The organism is Novosphingobium sp. FKTRR1 (genome assembly GCF_020404405.1).
In the GTDB taxonomy this organism is placed as follows: Bacteria; Pseudomonadota; Alphaproteobacteria; order Sphingomonadales; family Sphingomonadaceae; genus Novosphingobium.
Genome location: NZ_JAIZDA010000001.1, coordinates 55933 through 73807, shown reverse-complemented (window position 1 = coordinate 73807; position 17875 = coordinate 55933). Strand labels below are relative to the sequence as shown.

Below are 17875 nucleotides of genomic sequence, written 5' to 3'. Positions count from 1 at the left end.
CTACAACACCCCATCGGTTGACCGTCCGGGCGCTCGCCAGCCGATGCACTAGGCCAGCCACCGCACTTCGACAAGGCGGGGAAAAGGGGCTTGGTCGGTGAGGCGTCAGCGCGGAATGTCGACGTAATCAAGCAGGCGCATCCGCGCCATCTGCGGCCCTTCATATTCTGGAGGAACCGGTTGCGTGCCCAGCGCCCAGGCCATGATATCGACGTCATCCTCGTCAATAAGGTGTTCGAACCAGACCACTTCAGCCTCGGTCCAATCGGCGTGGAAGCGGTCGAAGAAGCAGCCGATCATGTAGTCAGCTTCGCGCGTGCCACGGTGCCAAGCGCGGAACTTCAGCCGGTTGAGGCGGTCGGTGTCGATCATCCCGTTGCGGTTAGGCCAAGCGCGCGCGCAACTCAAGCGTCCGGGCGGGCAGGAACCTTCCCGTCCTGCTCCGCCCGGACTTGCCGCTCATTGCAACGGCGCGCGCAGGGCTTGCAGCACTTCGTGCGGCTGGCGACCGAGCAGGTTCTTGGCCAGTTCGCCGACCAGCGCGCGCTCGACCGCTGGTGTGTAGTGACGGCGCAACTCGCCCAATGTGCGCGGAGTGGCGATCACGACGATATGTTCCAGCTTGTGACCGGCCACTTGCCGGTTGAGCCAGTCGGCCACGGCCGCGGCGTGAGCATCCTCGCGCATCTGATGGGCGGAAGTGCCGCCGCTGCTCGACCCATGGCGACCACCCGAGCCGTGATTGTGCTCGACCAGTTCGGGCAAGGGTAGTGCGTGCAGTTCAGGCTCGGTTTCGTTGCCGCCATTGCGCAACAGCGACCAGCCATGGCCGTCGACGATGACAACGACAGCGGCGTGGGGAAGCAGCATGGGAATATTCTCCGGATCGTTTCTACCGTGTTGTTGTGGAGCCATCCTCACCGCCCCGACCATGCGCCAGATCAAATTGTGGCGCACAAATCATCGGACCGGAACGGTCGATTCAAACCGCAACGCGGTGGTGGCGCCGGGCCGATGCGCTCGCTAAGGATCGGGAATGCGTCCCGATCTGCTCAATCCCCTGTTCGCCGAAACCGGCAGCCTGAAAGGCGTGGGGCCGGGGCTGGCGCGCCCGCTCGACAAGCTCGGCCTCACCCGCATTCGCGATCTGGTCTATCATTTGCCCGAACGCTTCGTGGCGCGGCGTCCAATCCTGAATCTGGACGAGGCGGGCGTGGGCGAAAACATCGTCGTCGCACTGACCGTCCAGGAGCATCGCGCACCGGCGGGGCGAGGGCCGTTTCGTGTGCTGGCGACCGATGCCGCGGGCAACTTCGTCGCGATCACCTATTTCGGGCGCGCGGCTTACAGTGCCAAGAAACTGCTGCCGGTGGGCGCGAAACGCTGGGTGGCAGGGCGGCTCGACCAGTTCGGCCAAAGTCTGCAAATCGTCCACCCCGACCATGTGGTCGAGGACAGCGCCGAACTGCTCGGCCAGATGAACGAGCCGGTCTATCCGCTGTCCGAAGGGCTGACCCAGAACCGCCTGCATGGGCTGGTGCAACAGGCGCTGGGCCATCTGCCCGACCTGCCGGAATGGATCGAGCCGGGTCAACTTGACCGGTCGGGCTGGCCGAAATGGGCCGATGCGATGCGTAGCGCCCACACCGGCTCCGCCGAAGCCGCACGCGATCGCCTGGCTTATGACGAACTGCTGGCCAATGCGCTGGCGCTGATGCTTGTCCGCGCGGGCAATCGCAATCGCGTGGGGCAACAGCTGGCGGGTGATGGCCACTTGCGCGCCAAGCTGCACCTGCCTTTTGCGCTGACCGGCGCACAGACCCGTTCGATCGCCGAAATCGCGGGCGACATGGCGCAAGGCGCGCCGATGTTGCGCCTGCTGCAGGGCGATGTCGGCGCAGGCAAGACCGCCGTGGCGCTGCATGCCATGCTCATCGCGGTTGAGGCGGGGGCGCAGGCTGCCATGCTTGCGCCGACCGAAATCCTTGCGCGCCAGCATTTTGCGACGCTTTCAAAGATGCTCGCCGGAACCGGAGTGTCCATCGCCATCCTGACCGGGCGCGACAAGGGCCGCGCGCGTGAAGCCACGCTGATGGGCCTGCTCGACGGGTCGATCCACATCTGCGTCGGCACCCATGCGATCTTTCAGGAGACGGTCGCCTACCGCAATCTCGGTTTGGTGGTGATCGACGAGCAGCACCGCTTTGGCGTCGGACAGCGGCTGATGCTCACCCAGAAGGCCAAGCGGACGCCGCACTGCCTGGCGATGACCGCAACGCCCATCCCGCGCACGCTGACGCTGGCGCAATACGGAGAGATGGACGTTTCCCGGCTGGACGAGATGCCCCCCGGACGGCAGCCGATCGACACCCGCGTGATCGCCATCGAGCGCATGGCCGATGTCGTGGACGGCATCGGGCGACACATCGAGAAGGGGGGGCAGGCCTATTGGGTGTGCCCGATGGTGCGCGAGCAGGAAACCGAGGATCTCGCCGCAGCCGAGGCGCGCCATGCGGCGCTGGCTGCGCGCTTTGGTGACAAAGTAGAACTGGTCCACGGACAGTTGCGACCCGAAGCCAAGGACGCGGCGATGGAGCGCTTCGTCCGTGGCGAAGCGCTGGTGCTGGTGGCCACGACTGTTATCGAGGTCGGCGTCGACGTGCCCAACGCCACGCTGATGGTGATCGAGCAGGCCGAGCGCTTCGGCCTTGCCCAGTTGCACCAGTTGCGCGGCCGGGTGGGGCGCGGCAGCGACAAGAGCACGTGCCTGTTGCTGCGCGGTGAGGCGCTGTCCGAAACCGGGCGCGAGCGGCTTGCCCTGATGCGCGAAACGCAGGACGGGTTCCGCTTGGCCGAAGAGGATTTGCGGCTGCGCGGCGGGGGCGAGTTGCTGGGTACCCGGCAATCGGGCGATACCCCGTTCCGCGTCGCCACGTTCGAGCAGATCACGCGCCTGCTGCCGGTCGCGCATGACGACGCGCGGCTGTTGATGGATCGCGACGGGGGCCTTGCCTCGCCGCGTGGGGCGGCTGCGCGCGTGCTGCTGTATCTGTTCGAGCGTGACTGGGGTGTGCAACTGCTGCGCGGCGGGTGAACTTCCGATTCCTGCCTTGCCCTTCGGGGCAGGCGTCGGGTCAACGCCAGCGCGATACAGGGCGCCATGGACAAGCTTCCCGAAAATGCCCGCCTGCTTGGTCAGGCCGGGCTGTTGCCGCAGATCGCGCTGGCTCTGGCAGTGTTCAAGGGCGGCCCACTGGGCTGGACCGCGCTCGCGCTGGCCTATGCCTATGCCGCGCTGATCTTCAGCTTTCTGGGTGGCGTCTGGTGGGGGATTGGCATCGCAAAGCCTGCGGTGCCGCGCTGGTTTCCGCTGGTGGCGGTGTTGCCCAGTCTGATCGGACTGGCCTTGTGGTTGCCGTGGATGCTCGGTTGGACCTGGCCGGGCCCGCAGTTGTGCGTGCTGGGCGTGCTGATCGCGCTATCGCCACTGGTTGACCGCGCTTTGCAATTCGCGCCTGTCGGTTGGATGAGGCTGCGCTGGCAGCTTTCGCTCGGGCTGGGCGGGTTGACGATCCTGACGGGCTTGATCGCACCCTGATCGCGCGCCAACGCCGATCGCGCGTTCGGTTCCAGAGTCCGCCCCGGTTTTCCTGCCCGATAACCTGAGCCCGCATTCCTGCGTGGCGGGTATTGCCTGCCGAAGCAAGGGCCTGTGCCCGTGCCGATCCCTGTATTCAGCGCCGCGCGAAACGCTGTCCGACCCGCCCCGCGATGGTCAGGACAAACGCTATTGACAACATCCTTCCTGAAATCTTATTTATCGGATAATTAGGATGCACAGTTCCCAGGGAGGGGAAAATGAAACACAACCATGCACGGATTCTGACGTTGGCAAGCGTGCTGGCTTCGGTCAGCGCGCCGTCGTTGGCGATGGCCCAAGACGCAGCTGCTGCCGACAAGGAGCAGACCGAAGCGATCGTCGTCAGTGGCCTGCGCGCATCGCTGCGCGATGCGATCGTGGCCAAGCGCGCGTCCACCGTCGTCACCGAGGTGATCTCGTCGAAGGACATCGGCGTGATGCCCGATGTGACCATCGCCGACGAACTCAACCGGCTGCCCGGCGTCACCGCCTCACGCGATCGCGGCAACGCCAGCCAGGCCTCGGTGCGTGGCCTTGGTCCGCGCCTGGTGCTGGGTCTGGTCAACGGCCGCGAAGTCGCCTCGTCCGAGCCGGACCGCAACGTCCGCTGGGAAATCTATCCGTCCGAAGCCGTGTCGGGCGTAACGGTCTACAAGTCGCAGGGCGCCGACCTGATCGCGGGCGGTGTTGCCGCAACGATCGACATCCGTACCTTGCGGCCGCTTGACTATTTCGGCCCGAAGCTGACCGCGCGGGCCGGTGTGCAGGCCAATGATGCCGGGTTCAAGATCCCCGGCTACAACGGCGTCGGCACGCGCGGCAGCGCGCAGTTCGTTACCCACCTGACCGATACGCTGGGCGTTGCGCTCGGAGGTACTTATCAGCAGCAGCAGAACGGCTATGGCTCGTTCCAGGGCTGGGGTTACAACACCGGTTCGGACAGCCCGACGCTGGATGGCAAGCACGTGAACGCACCTTGGGGTGCGCAGACCGAAGTGAAGGCGCTGAAGGAAACGCGCTGGAGCACCACCGGCGCCCTCCAGTGGCGGCCCGATGACCATTGGGAACTCGGCGTCGACTTGCTCTATTCCAACGTCAAGATTGCCGAAAAGCAGTATCAGCAGTGGTACGGCGGCTGGGGCGACTGGGACGGGACCATTCCCGATTCCACGTATCAGACCGGCCAGTTCACCCTTGCAGGCGATAGCATCGTCGGTGCCAAGATCGACAACTGGAAGACCACCGTCACCAACGTTCTGGCCAAGTACACCGAGGACAAGAACCTGCTGGCGACTGGCTTCAACGCCCGCTTCCGCGGCGATGACGTGACGGCCAAGCTTGACGCCTCGTACTCCAAGGCCATCCGCAACAACTTGTGGCAGGCGCTGGAATGGAACGTTTATCCCCAGTCGGTGACCTTCAACACCGCCGCCGGGGTCGCGCCATCGATCACCACGCCAGTGGACCTCACCGGCGGCGCACAGTCGTTTGCCGGGCAGGGCCTGACCGGTCCGCAACGGCTTGTCGATACGCTGGGCGCGGTGCAGTTCGACTTCAACTACCAGATCCACGGCGGTCTGATTTCGGCGCTGAACGCTGGCTGGCGCTATTCGAACCGGGTCAAGAGCTTCAACTCGATGACCGGCGGTTCGGTTTCGGTGGTTGGTACGCCCAGCTTTTCCTCGTTCAGCGTGAACGGGTCGGGCTTCACCGCGCCCAACTTGCTCTATGCCGATTACAACGCGATTGCGGCGCTCGATCTGACTGGCTCCACCCAGGACAAGGGGCAGTACTGGCACGTCAGCGAAGATGACTTCGAGGGCTACGTCATGGCTGAACTTGCAGGCGAGGTCGGCGGGATCTCGTTCACCGGCAACATCGGCGTGCGCGCCGTCGACGTCAGCACCAAGTCGTCCGCGTTCCAGGCCGTCACCTCGTGGAATGGCACGGCCAACGTCACGACGTACAACCCGATCAGCACGCCCAGCCACTACACGCGCGTTTTGCCGAGCCTGAACCTCAACTTCGATCTGTCGCCCGAGCTCAAGCTGCGCGCAGGCGTGGCGCGGGTGATGAGCCGTCCGCCGCTCGACGAACTGCGCGCGAGCAGCAACTTGTCCTACTATCCGCCGTCGTTCCTGCAGGGCAGCTCGGGTAATCCCAAACTCAAGCCGTTCATGGCGACGCAAGGCGATCTCAGCCTCGAATACTACTTCCACAAGGATGCGGTGGTCGCGCTGGCTGGGTTCTACAAGAATGTCGACAGTTCTGTGGGTTACACCAGCTTTACCGAATCCTATCCGGTCAACGGCGTGCTGACCCCGTTCGCCATCACCGGCCCGGCCAACGGCAAGGGCGGCTATATCGTCGGCACCGAACTGTCGTTGTCGATGCCGTTCTTCTTCGTGCCGGCGCTATCGAACTTCGGCATCTATACCAACGTGGCACTGAGCGATTCCAACCTGAAGGAAATGACCCCCACCGCCAATCCGTTTGCGGCGGTCGGGCTGACCAAGTTCACCGGGCAGTTTGACTTGTGGTATTCGGCACACGGCATCGACGCGCGCGTCGGCGTCAAGCGCCACAGCCCGCAGACGGTGATCTTCGGTTGGGATGCGACCAAGCTGACCCGCCTCGAAGCCGAAACGACGGTTGGTGCCAGCGTTTCGTACGCCATCACCAAGGCGATTTCGCTGCGGGTGCAGGCCAACAACCTGACCAATCAGGCGGCGCGGTTCTATTACGCCAACGACGTCAACCAGTTGGCCCGCTACGAAAAGTACGGCCGCAGCTATCTGGCCGACGTGACCGTCAAGTTCTGATCCGCAACACCTTGCGCACAACAATCGGGGGCCGCGATCATCTCGCGGCCCCCGTTCTTTTTGCCTATGGCCGGTTTTCCTGCGGCCTGCCGCCTATTTCTTGACTGTGTAATCCACGCTCATCCAGCGCAAGGCGCGCACTGCCTCGTGATCCTTGACCGTGAACCAGGCAGCGTTTTCCCAGCTCGATCCCGTGCCCCAGCGCGTCTTGCACTTGGTGGATACCCAGTCGGGCGCCCAATAGACCACGCCGTTGCCGCCATTGGCCACGACGGTGCGGGTCAGATCCTCAAGATAGCGGGCCTGTCCCTCGGGGCTGACCGGATAGCCGGGAATGGCCGAATCCGTGCCCAGCAGGTTGCCGGTATCATCCCCGAAATCGGTGGTGAAGGGATAGGCCGTCTCGACCACCCATACCTCGGCGCCATAGCGCCGGTGGGCAGCGTCGATCACCTTGCCCAGCCCGGCAAGATTGTACTTCGACCACTTGCTGTAATAGCTGATGCCGATGATGTCGTAATCGAGCACGCCCGCTGCGGTCGCGTTGTCGAACCAGCCGATGATGTTTTCGGGTTGGGCGATGTGCAGCATGGTCTTGATCGCGGCGCCGTGCGCGCGCGACGCTTCGCGTACGGCGGCAAGCCCAGCGTTGAGCAGCGCGGCGTTGCGCTTCCAGTCGGTTTGCGCGGCATCCTTCTCGCCGGCGAGCAGTTCGCGGTTCGTTTCATTGCCGACTTGCACGAATTCGGGAAGCTGGTGTTCGCCCGCCAGGCGGTCGAGGATGTCGCGGGTGTAATCGTGCAGCGCCCTGGCCTGCTGGTCAGCGCTCAGGCCGACCCATGCTGCGGGTGCGTTCTGGTGATCGCCATCGGCCCAGTCGTCGGAATAATGGAAATCGAGCAGCACCTGCATGCCCGCAGCATGGGCGCGGCGAATGGTCTTGAGCGCATCGTCATAGGTGCTGTAGCGCGTCCACTTCGGATCGTTCCACAGGCGCACCCGCACGATGTTGGCGCCATGCGCCTTGATCAGGGCAAAGGGATCGACCTTTTGCCCGTGTTCGCGAAAGACCGCGCCGCAGTCCTCCATCTCGTTGGTGAACGACAGATCGGCGCCAAGGTGCAGCGGCGCTGTCGCGTGGGCCGGAGCCGAGGCCAGCAGACCGGCGATAAGCAGTTTACGCATGGTGGTCCTCACGCTGATTTGTGGGCAAAAAGCAGCAGGCTGGCGGGGGCTAGGCCATCGCCAGTGACACGCAGTTCGATCGGGCCGTCGCTCTTGCCCGCTTGAACCAGCGCTTGCGCCAGTCCGTTGAAGGCGAGGCGGTCGGGCGTCTTGTCGGGATCGTGGTCGGTTGGATCGCCGTTGCCGGTGCCGATCAGCCGTGCATCACCCGATACGGCGAAGTGGAGCCGATTGGCAGCGGCTGGGACAGGATTGCCCGCCTTGTCGACCACCTGCACCGCGATCACGGCAAGGTCGGCACCATCGGCCACCAAACGCTTGGCGCTGGTTGCCAGGCGCAAGCCTGTCGCAGGGCCAGCAGTGATCCGCTGATCGCGGGTCACTTCGCGACCCTTTGCGTCCAGCCCGCGCGCCACCAGCTTGCCGGGCGCATAAGCCACCTGCCAGACAAGGTGGCCGTTGCGCGGCATCGGCTTGGTGCCCAGACTGCGTCCGTTGAGCACAAGCTCCACTTGCGCAGTGTTGCCATGCGCCCATACCTCGATCGGCTTGCCTTCACGGCCCGGCCAGTTCCAGTGCGGCAACAGATGCACTTGCGGCAGATCAGGGCGCCACCATGCGCGGTAGTAATGAAAGTTGTCCTTCGGGAACCCGCAAATGTCGGCGGCGCCGAAATAGGAGGAGACGCTCGGCCATGCCGGGAAGGGCGTCGGCTCTCCGCGATAATCGAAGCCCGTCCAGATGAAGCCTCCGGCGATGCCCGGATCGTTGGCCACGATCTGCCACCATGCCTCGCCGGTGCTGGCCCACCAGGGCGCTTCGGTGTCATAGGCACGCACGACATGCCGCGCAGCATCGTTGGCATATTCGCCGCGCGTGGCGACGGTGCTGGCCGTCTCGGTGCCGATCACCGGAACGTGCGGATACTTGGCCTTGAACGCCGCGATCTTGTCGGTGCGGTAGTTGAAGCCGACGACATCGACGCTGCGCGCGGCGCCATCTTCGTACCAGCCGCTGTCCATCGCCTGCGTGGTCAGCCGCGTGGGGTCGAGCGCCTTGGCGCGGGCGACCAGCCGATCGGACAGACGGCGGCCGCGCGGCGTTCCCTGATGCCCTTCCTCGTTGCCAACCGACCACAGGATGATCGAGGGATGGTTGCGGCTCGACAGGATCATCCGGTCAAGTTCGTCAAGCGCTTCGGGGCTGGTGGTGTTGAGCCGCGTCTCGGCGATCATCATCATCCCGCGCGCGTCGCATATGTCGAGCAGCGCTTGCGATGGCGGATTGTGCGCGCTGCGCCAGGCATTGGCGCCCATGTCCTGCATCTGGGCGACGCGCCATTCGTGCAGCGCGTCGGGAATGGCCGAGCCGACGCCCGCGTGATCCTGATGGTTGCAGACCCCCAGCAGCTTCACCGGCTCGCCATTGAGGAAGAACCCGGTGGCGCCATCAAAGCGCAAGCTGCGGATTCCGAAGGAGGTCTGAACCGCGTCGACCACGTTGCCGTCGGCCAAGACCTCGGTTTCAAGCCGATAGAGCGCGGGATCGCGCAAGGTCCACAGCCGGGCAGAGGGCAGGGAGAAGCTCTGGTCCTGCAAGGCCTCGCCACGCGTGCCGACCGTGGCCAAAGCGCCATCGCCTGACGCCACCACCGCACCATCGGGCGCGATGACCCGGTGGCGCAACTGAAAGGCGACGCCCTGCGATCCGGCCACTTGTGTCGTGATCGCGATCTGCGCGCCTGACCCATGCGGTTCGCCGCGCACGAACACGCCCCATTGCGGGACATGCAGCGCTGCGGCCACCACGAGGCGCGCATGGCGATAGACGCCCGCTCCTTCATAGAACCAGCCTTCGCCAAGGCTGGCATCGACCCGGATGGCAAGCTGGTTGGGGGTGCCGTCGTAGTTCAGGAAATCGGCGATATCGACGCGGAACGGGGCATAACCGCTCTCGCTGCCGCCCGCGACATAGCCGTTGACGATTACTTGCGAGGCGCGGAACACCCCGTCGAATTCCAGCCAGATCGCCCGGCCCTTGTCGGCGGCGGTTACCGCCAGCTTGCGGCGATACCAGCCCACGCTGTTTTGCGGAAAGGCCCGGCCGATGGCACGAAAGCCGTGCGCGGCAGAGAAATCCTCCTTGCCCTTGGGCACTTGCGCGGGCGGGGCGTAGGGCAGATCGCTGGCCCAGTCGTGCGGCACGGTGACTTGCGCCCATGCACTGTCGTCGAAGTCTGGCTTGCCCGCATCGGTCGTGTCGAAGCCGGGCTTGGCATACGTACGCTGCCATGCGCCCCAGCCGAAATCCCGTTCGGGATCGGCGGCATGGCCCAGATGGAATCGCCAGCCATCGGCCAGCAGTTCGGTCCTGCGGGGCGAAGCCTGTTGCGGCGAGGCCAGCGCCGCTGCCGCCTGGGCCTTGCCTGCGATCAGCGCGGCCGAGCCTGCAAGGCTGGTGCCGATCATGGTGCGACGGTCGATTGCAAACATGTCCATGGCGATCAAAACTCGAACGGAGCAATGGGGTGGACGGTGCCGAGCATCATCGCGTCGGCAACCAGCGTCAGCGGGCGGGCATCGACTTCGCTGCGGCCACTATCGATGAGCGTGGCGAACCGCTCGTACAGCCGGGGATATTCGCGGTTGGGTGCCAGCGGCAGCGCGTCACCGGCGATGGTCAGGACGTGGCCGCCAGCGCCAAGCGTCAGCAAACCATCGACGCTCTCGACCTCGATGTCCCATTGCTGGTGGCCTTCATGCAGGATGTCGAGATCGCAATGCACGATGGGCGCGCCATCGTGGCTGAGGGTCATGGCCGCGCGCATCGGCATGGCGCGGTTGGCGGGTACGTGCAGGTCGGCCGCCTCCAGCGCGAGCACGCCGGGCATGATCGCGGTCAGTATCGAGAGCGCGTTGATTGCCGGATCGAACACGCCGAATCCTCCTGCAGCCAGCAGCCAGTCCTGCCCCGGATGCCATTCGCGCACGTTTTCGCGCCAGGCGATGCGCACCGCGCCGATCTGCCGCTGTGCCAGCCAGGCTTTTGCCGCATCGACCGCCAGACTTTCGCGCGAGTGCCAACTGGTGAACAGGCTCAAGCCCGCCCTTGCCGCCTCGTGGCGCAGCCGCTCGACTTGCGACAAGGCGGCGGCAGGTGGTTTTTCCAGAAAGACGTGCAGTCCGGCGTCGAGCGCCTGATGTGCCAGTTCGGAACGGACGGCGGGCGGGGTGCACAGCACGATGGCGTCGAGTTCATGTCCGGCATCAAGCAGCGAACGGAGGTCAGGATGATGCGGCAGGCCGTCCACGCCGTCATGCTTGCTCGCCGTTGCGACCAGATCGAATCGCTGATTTCCGCCGATAGCGGGAATATGCTGATCGCGGGCGATCTTGCCCACGCCAACCAGCCCCAGTCGAATCCTCGCCTTGCCCATGAACCGCTATCCTTCGCACTTTACTTTTATATGATATATCTGCTTAAAGGCGTCAACGACAGGCTACAAGTTGCGAAACGGACCGACGGGTACCGTGGAGCAGACGTTTCAGAGGACCGCGCGCCATGACCCAAAGCGAACCCAAACCCACGCTCCGTTCGCGTGCGTGGTTCGACAATCCGGCCTCGCCCGACATGACCGCGCTCTATCTCGAACGCTACCTCAACTATGGCCTGACCATGGAGGAGCTGCAGTCGGACCGGCCGATCATCGGCATCGCGCAGACCGGCTCCGACTTGTCGCCGTGCAACCGCCATCATCTTACACTGGCCCAGCGTGTGCGCGATGGCATCCGCGATGCAGGCGGCATTCCCATCGAGTTCCCACTCCACCCGATTCAGGAAACCGGCAAGCGGCCGACCGCCGGGCTCGATCGCAACCTCGCCTATCTCGGGCTGGTGGAGACGCTGTTCGGGTATCCGCTCGACGGCGTGGTGCTGACCATCGGCTGCGACAAGACCACGCCGGCCTGCCTGATGGCGGCGGCCACGGTCAACATTCCGGCCATCGCGCTGTCGGTCGGCCCGATGCTCAACGGCAATTTCCGGGGCGAGCGTACCGGCAGCGGCACGATCGTGTGGAAAGCGCGCGAAATGCTGGCGAAGGGTGAGATCGACTACAAGGGCTTCATCAAGCTGGTCGCGTCGAGCGCGCCGAGCACCGGTTATTGCAACACGATGGGCACGGCGACCACGATGAACAGTCTGGCCGAGGCTCTGGGCATGAGCTTGACGGGCAATGCGGCCATTCCGGCGCCCTATCGCGACCGTCAGGAAAGCGCTTTTCACACCGGGCGCCAAATCGTCGAAATGGTGCGCGCTGACCGCAAGCCGTCCGACATTCTTACCCGCGCCGCGTTCCTCAACGCCATCCGCGTCAATTCGGCCATCGGTGGCAGCACCAACGCGCCGATCCACCTCAACGCGATCGCCCGCCATGTCGGCGTCGAGCTGACCCTTGCCGACTGGGAAGCGCATGGCGCTGACGTTCCGCTGCTGGTGAACCTGCAACCGGCGGGCGCCTATCTGGGTGAGGACTTCTACCGTGCGGGCGGCGTTCCGGCGGTGATGGGCGAGTTGTATCGCGCAGGCCTGCTCGATGGCGATGCGCTGACAGCCAACGGCCAGAGCGTTGCGGACAATGTCGGCACGGCGCAGATCGAGAACGAGGATGTCATTCGCCCGCTTGATCGCCCGCTGCTGCCCGCGGCCGGACTGACCGTGCTGTCGGGCAATCTGTTCGATGCAGCGGTCATGAAGCTGAGCGTCATCAGCCCGGATTTCCGCGCGCGCTATCTGTCCGATCCCGCTGATCCCGAGGCGTTCGAAGGGCATGTCGTGGTCTTTGACGGGCCCGAGGATTACCACCATCGGATCGATGATCCGGCGACCGGCATCACCGACCGGTCGATCCTGGTGATCCGTGGCGCCGGCCCCATCGGCTATCCGGGCGGGGCCGAGGTCGTCAACATGCGCCCCCCTGCGGCGCTGATCCGCGCGGGGATCGATGCCTTGCCCTGCATCGGCGACGGGAGGCAGTCGGGCACGTCGGGCAGCCCCTCGATCCTCAATGCCTCGCCCGAAGCGGCGGCGGGGGGCGGCCTTGCGCTGCTGCGCAGCGGCGATACCGTGCGCATCGACTTGCGCGCGCGCAGCGTCAACGTGCTGATCTCGGACGAGGAACTGGCCGAGCGCCGCGCGCAGGAGGCGCAACAACCCTTCCACGGTCCCGAAAGCCAGACGCCCTGGCACGAGATTTCGCGCAACATTACCGGGCAATTTGCCGGTGGCGCGGTGATCGAAAGCGCGGTCAAGTATCAGCGGATCGCGCAGACCAAGGGCCTGCCGCGCGACAGTCACTGAACAAGGCAGCAACGGGCCGAGAGGAATAGCTGAGCGATGGCGAAATCGAAAGCGGACTGGCAAATCCTGCCGCGCGACACGCGCGACACGCTGGGTGAGGGGATCACTTATGTCGTCGCCGAAAACGCGCTCTACTGGGTCGATATCATCGGCCAGCGAGTGCAGCGCTTCAACCTGTCGACTGCCGCCTATGCGCAATGGGCCATGCCCGAAATGGTCGGTTGGGTGCTCGAACGCGCCAATGGCCAGGGCTTCATCGCCGGGCTGAAGTCGGGGTTCCACACGCTGACGCTGGAGCCCTTCGCGCTGTCACCCATCGCCGCACCCGAACCGCATCTGCCAACCAACCGCATGAATGACGCTTGCGTCGATGCCAAAGGGCGCATCTTTGCGGGCACGATGAGCATGGAAGGGCAGGCGTCGGGCGCGCTCTATCGGCTCGATCCCGACCTGACATACCATCGCGTCGATGCGCCCTACACGATCGCCAACGGCCCGACGATCGCGCCTGATGGCGCATGGCTTTATCACACGTGCAGCGCGGCGAGCGAAGTCTACCGCTTTGCGCTGAACGACGATGGCAGCCTTGGGCGGCGCGAACTGTTCGTCGCATTTCCCGACGCATGGGGATCGCCCGACGGCATGGTCGCCGACGCCGAGGGTGGCATCTGGATCGCGCATTGGGGCGGTTCGTGCGTCAGCCGCTTCACCCCCGAAGGCAAGCGCGAGCGCTGGATCGATCTGCCCGCCAGCCAGATCACCAAGCCCTGCTTTGCCGGAGAGAACTTTGACCGCCTGTTCGTCACCAGCGCCGCCGACGGTGTGGACGAGCCACTGGCGGGCGCGGTGTTCGAGGTCGATCCCGGATGCCGTGGCCTGCCTTCGCACCGGTTCGGCGGATAAGGCGATGACGGGTCCGCGCCGCTCAGGCTCAGCCGGTCTGGGTGATCAGTTCCATCACGTCGCCGATGATCGCGCTCATCGCGGCGCGCGCGGTATCAGGATCGCGGGCAAGGATCGCCTCCTTGACCGCGCCATGGGCGGCAAGGTCGGCGGTGCGGCCCTTGATCCGGTTGGTCAGCCGGATCGATGTGCGCAAAGCGGTGGCTACCACATCGCGGAACTGGGCAAAGAACGGGTTGCCGCTGGCGCGCAGGATCGACAGGTGGAAGGCGATATCGGCGTCGAGCACGTCATCCTCGCCGCGTTCGGCCGCCGCCATCCGCGCAAATCCGTTCTCGATCAGCGCCAGCGCCTTGTCATCGGCGGCAACGGCGGCCAGCGCGGCGGCGGCCGGTTCGATCGCTGCGCGCAACTGGTTGAACTGCCCGAGCAATTCGACCGAGAACTTGCGTTCGAGCAGCCAGCGCAAGACGTCGGCGTCAAACAGGTTCCAGGCGCTCACCGGCTGCACGGTTGTGCCCTGGCGCGGTCGGGCGCTGAGCAGGCCCTTGGCCGTCAGCATCTTGACCGCTTCACGCGTGACCGAGCGGCTGACCCCGTGCCCTTCGGACAGTTCGGCCTCGGTCGGAAAGCCGTTCGCCTCGAACGCACCGGTGACGATCTGCTTTCCCAGCAGGTCGAGCAGACCATACGTCAGGTTGCGACCCAGTCCGTTGCGAATGTCGTCGGATGCGGTGTCCATGGGCGCTTGCCGATCTCCAGAATGTTTAATCATATAAATAGACCACAGGGCCTTTTGGCAAGCGTCTTGAGAGGAATAGCCGTCTGATGTCCCTTTCGCTGCTCGATACCGCCATGGTGGCAGGCTACGCCATCTTCATCTTCGCGCTTGCCCAGTGGGTCAGCCGCCGCAAGGCGGGCGACACGCAAGACAGCGCGGACTATTTCCTCGCCTCGCGCAGCCTGCCGTGGTGGGCGATCGGTGCTTCGCTGATCGCGGCCAACATCTCGGCCGAACAGATCGTCGGCATGGCCGGATCGGGCTATGCCATCGGCCTTGCCATCTCATCGTACGAATGGATGGCGGCGGCCACTTTGCTGATCGTGGGCAAGTTCTTCCTGCCGGTGTTCCTGAAGAACAACATCACGACGATGCCCGAATTCCTCGAAACCCGCTTCGGACCGACCATCCGCACTGTGATGGCGGTGTTCTGGCTGGTGCTCTACGTGTTCGTGAACCTGACCTCGATCCTGTGGCTGGGATCGGTGGCGGTCCATCAGGTGGCGGGCGTCAATCAGGATCTGGCCTTGGCCGGACTTGGCGTGTTCGCGCTGCTCTACCAGATCCGGGGAGGGCTGAAGGCCGTGGCGCTGACCGACATCGTGCAGGTCGCCTTGCTGGTGATGGGCGGGCTGGTGGTCTCGACCATCGCATTGGGCCAGTTGGGGCAAGGCGCGGGCGTGGTCGCGGGCTTCACCCGACTGGTTCAGGCGGTGCCTGACCATTTCCACATGATCCTGTCGCCCGACAGCCCGCATTACAAGGAGCTGCCCGGCCTTGCCGTGCTGATCGGCGGATTGTGGATCGCGAACCTGTCGTACTGGGGCTTCAACCAGTACATCATCCAGCGCACACTGGCCGCAAAGTCGCTGGCCGAAGCGCAGAAGGGCATCGTGTTCGCCGCCTTCCTGAAACTGCTGATGCCAGTGATCATCGTGCTGCCGGGTATCGCCGCCGTCTTGCTCGCGCCCGGCCTCGGCAAGCCCGATCAGGCCTATCCGGCCATGCTGCACTTGTTGCCCAGCGGCTTGCTGGGGCTGGTGTTTGCCGCGCTGACCGCCGCGATCATCGCTTCGACCGCCAGCAAGATCAACTCGATCGCCACGATCTTCACCCTCGATATCTATGCCCGCAAGATCGACACCACGGCCAGCGAGGCACAACTGGTTCGGGTCGGACGCTTCACCGCGATTGCGGCGACGGTGATCGGCATCGTTGCAGCGCGGCCCTTGCTCGGCGGGCTGGATCAGGCGTTCCAGTACATTCAGGAATTCTCGGGATTCGTGACGCCGGGCATCACGGTGATCTTCCTGACCGGCCTGTTCTGGCGCGGCACGACCGAAACCGGCGCGCTGGCCGGGGCACTTGCCTCGGTGGTGCTGAGCGCCTTCTTCCGCTTTGCCGGGATCGCGGCGCTGACCGACATTCCCTTCATGAACCGCATGGGGATCATCTTCTTCGCCTCGCTGGCGCTGACGGTGGTCATCTCGCTCGCCCGGCCAAGCCCCGAGCGCGCCGCCGGGGGCATTCTGGAGGGCGTGGATTTTGGCACGACGCGCAGCTTTACCGCGGCTTCGGTGCTTATCGTCGCCATTCTGGTCGCGCTCTATGCGGTGTGGTGGTGAGATGAGCATCGGACGAAGCGGTTCGCTGATCGCGATCGACTGGGGCACGACCAACCGCCGCGCCTTCTTGCTGGACGCCGACGGCCAACTGTTGCGCACCTTGCGCGACGGCAAGGGGCTGCTGGCGGTCGAGCCCGGCGGGTTTCCGGCCGAACTCGCTGCCATCCGGGCCGAACTGGGCGATCTGCCGGTGCTGCTGGCGGGGATGGTCGGTTCGGCGCGGGGCTGGGTCAACGTGGCGTATCTGCCATGCCCGGCCGGGCTGGCCGATCTGGCGAAAGGCCTGCACTGGATCGACCGGCGCACCGCGATCGTGCCGGGTCTGAGCGATCCCGCAGGCGACGTGATGCGCGGCGAGGAAGTGCAACTGCTGGGCGCGGTGGCAGCGGGGCTTGCGCCTGCCGATGCGCTGCTGTGCCAGCCAGGCACGCATTGCAAATGGGCGCGGATGGTCGACGGCAAAGTCGCCAGCTTTGCCACGGCCATGACCGGCGAACTTTTTGCGCTGCTCCGGAACCACAGCCTGCTGGCCGAGTTCCTGACGGGCGAGGTCGTGGACAACGACGCCTTCCGCCAAGGGGTGAGCACCGGGCTTGCCGGGCGCCTGACCAGCCACCTGTTCGGCGTGCGCGCTTCGGCCCTGCTGGGCTTGCGCAGCGCGCAGGACAGCGCGGCTTACGCCTCGGGCCTGCTCATCGGTCATGACGTGGCCGGTGAAAATCTGGAGCAGGGACAGGCCGTCCATATCCTCGCCGATCCCCATCTTGGTGCGCTATATGCCTCGGCGGTGCGCATTGCGGGCGGGGTGCCCCATCCTGTCGACAGCCACGCCAGCTTCATCGCCGGCATCGATCACATCTGGAAAGCGACCAAGCCATGACCCTCGCGACCGACCTTCTTGCCCCCGCCATGAAGCGTTGCCCGCTGGTGGCGATCCTGCGCGGGGTTCGCCCCGACGAAGTGGAAGCCATCGCCGACGCGATCATCGAGGCGGGCTTCACGATGATCGAAGTACCGCTCAATTCGCCCGAGCCATTGGAATCGATCGCCCGACTGGCCAAGCGCTATGGGCCACAGGTGCTGGTGGGCGCAGGAACGGTGCTCAGCGTGGCCGACGTTGCGGCCGTGCGCGATGCCGGTGGGCGGCTGATCGTCTCGCCCAACGTCAATGCCGATGTCATCCGCGCCAGCAGCGGACTGGTCTCACTGCCGGGCTTTTTCACCCCTACCGAAGCGTTCGCCGCGATCGAGGCTGGCGCAACCGGACTCAAGCTGTTTCCCGCAGACGGGGCCAGCCCGGCCTATCTCAAGGCGCAATGCGCGGTGCTGCCCAAAGGCCTGCCGCTGCTGGCCGTTGGTGGCGTGACGCCGGACAACCTTGAGCAATGGGCCGCTGCCGGGGCGCATGGGGCCGGACTGGGTTCGGCACTCTACAAGGCTGGACAATCGGCCGCGCAAGTGGGGCAACAGGCGCAGGCCTTTGCCAAGGCGGCGGCAGCGGTTGCGCTCTGGCAGCAGGGGTGAACAGCCACAGCCCCTTCGACCCGAGCGTGGATCGAAG

The 17875-nt window shown here is 65.1% G+C and carries 14 protein-coding genes; 8 read left to right on the top strand and 6 right to left on the bottom strand.

The features are described from left to right. Positions 1-105: 105 nt before the first annotated feature. Together LDN95_RS00340 and LDN95_RS00335 are read right to left on the bottom strand one after the other, a co-directional pair. Positions 106-372, bottom strand: a complete 267-nt coding sequence (locus tag LDN95_RS00340) for a succinate dehydrogenase assembly factor 2 (RefSeq protein WP_226015636.1) — start codon at positions 370-372, stop codon at positions 106-108. Positions 373-459: 87 nt separating this feature from the next. Next, positions 460-870: a host attachment protein gene (locus LDN95_RS00335; RefSeq protein ID WP_226015635.1), complete on the bottom strand. Its 411-nt coding sequence runs from the start codon at positions 868-870 to the stop codon at positions 460-462. 166 nt (positions 871-1036) lie between these two features. On the opposite strand from LDN95_RS00335, the gene recG reads away from it, so the two are divergent. The 3 genes from recG to LDN95_RS00320 all read left to right on the top strand — a co-directional run bounded on the left by recG (position 1037) and on the right by LDN95_RS00320 (position 6462). After that, positions 1037-3094 carry an ATP-dependent DNA helicase RecG gene (gene recG / locus LDN95_RS00330; protein WP_226015634.1) on the top strand — a complete coding sequence of 686 codons (2058 nt, stop codon included), beginning with the start codon at positions 1037-1039 and terminating at the stop codon, positions 3092-3094. A 66-nt stretch (positions 3095-3160) separates the two neighbouring features. Further along, the gene (locus tag LDN95_RS00325) at positions 3161-3598 is read left to right on the top strand and encodes a DUF3429 family protein (RefSeq protein ID WP_226015633.1); all 438 of its coding nucleotides are present in this window, start codon (positions 3161-3163) and stop codon (positions 3596-3598) included. Positions 3599-3858: 260 nt separating this feature from the next. Then, positions 3859-6462, top strand: a complete 2604-nt coding sequence (locus LDN95_RS00320) for a TonB-dependent receptor (protein ID WP_226015632.1) — start codon at positions 3859-3861, stop codon at positions 6460-6462. Positions 6463-6555: 93 nt separating this feature from the next. On the opposite strand, the gene LDN95_RS00315 is transcribed toward LDN95_RS00320, so the two are convergent. Genes LDN95_RS00315 through LDN95_RS00305 form a run of 3 tightly spaced genes read right to left on the bottom strand, consistent with a single transcriptional unit; the run spans position 6556 to position 11083 of the window. Further along, positions 6556-7647, bottom strand: a complete 1092-nt coding sequence (locus LDN95_RS00315) for a glycosyl hydrolase 53 family protein (RefSeq protein ID WP_226015631.1) — start codon at positions 7645-7647, stop codon at positions 6556-6558. Between the two features lie 8 nt (positions 7648-7655). After that, a complete protein-coding gene (gene galA / locus LDN95_RS00310; protein ID WP_226015630.1) occupies positions 7656-10145 on the bottom strand; it encodes a beta-galactosidase GalA in 2490 nt (829 codons plus the stop codon). A gap of 5 nt (positions 10146-10150) precedes the next feature. Next, complete coding sequence (locus tag LDN95_RS00305) at positions 10151-11083, bottom strand: Gfo/Idh/MocA family protein (protein WP_226015629.1); 933 nt, start codon at positions 11081-11083, stop codon at positions 10151-10153. A gap of 125 nt (positions 11084-11208) precedes the next feature. On the opposite strand from LDN95_RS00305, the gene LDN95_RS00300 reads away from it, so the two are divergent. Together LDN95_RS00300 and LDN95_RS00295 are read left to right on the top strand one after the other, a co-directional pair. Further along, positions 11209-13005: an IlvD/Edd family dehydratase gene (locus LDN95_RS00300; RefSeq protein ID WP_226015628.1), complete on the top strand. Its 1797-nt coding sequence runs from the start codon at positions 11209-11211 to the stop codon at positions 13003-13005. Between the two features lie 36 nt (positions 13006-13041). After that, the gene (locus LDN95_RS00295) at positions 13042-13908 is read left to right on the top strand and encodes an SMP-30/gluconolactonase/LRE family protein (RefSeq protein WP_226015627.1); all 867 of its coding nucleotides are present in this window, start codon (positions 13042-13044) and stop codon (positions 13906-13908) included. 28 nt (positions 13909-13936) lie between these two features. Here the strand turns inward: LDN95_RS00295 and LDN95_RS00290 are convergent, their stop codons facing one another. Then, positions 13937-14650 carry a FadR/GntR family transcriptional regulator gene (locus tag LDN95_RS00290; RefSeq protein WP_226015626.1) on the bottom strand — a complete coding sequence of 238 codons (714 nt, stop codon included), beginning with the start codon at positions 14648-14650 and terminating at the stop codon, positions 13937-13939. A gap of 86 nt (positions 14651-14736) precedes the next feature. Here LDN95_RS00290 and LDN95_RS00285 point away from each other — a divergent pair, with 86 nt between their 5' ends. From LDN95_RS00285 to LDN95_RS00275, 3 genes are read left to right on the top strand one after another with little or no spacing between them, the layout of a single operon-like run. Continuing rightward, complete coding sequence (locus LDN95_RS00285) at positions 14737-16314, top strand: sodium/sugar symporter (RefSeq protein WP_226015625.1); 1578 nt, start codon at positions 14737-14739, stop codon at positions 16312-16314. A gap of 1 nt (position 16315) precedes the next feature. Next, a complete protein-coding gene (locus tag LDN95_RS00280; RefSeq protein ID WP_226015624.1) occupies positions 16316-17194 on the top strand; it encodes a 2-dehydro-3-deoxygalactonokinase in 879 nt (292 codons plus the stop codon). Then, entirely contained in the window at positions 17191-17838 is a 648-nt protein-coding gene (locus tag LDN95_RS00275) for a 2-dehydro-3-deoxy-6-phosphogalactonate aldolase (protein ID WP_226015623.1), read from the top strand. The genes LDN95_RS00280 and LDN95_RS00275 overlap by 4 nt, the downstream gene beginning before the upstream one ends. The last annotated feature ends 37 nt before the right edge of the window (positions 17839-17875 follow it).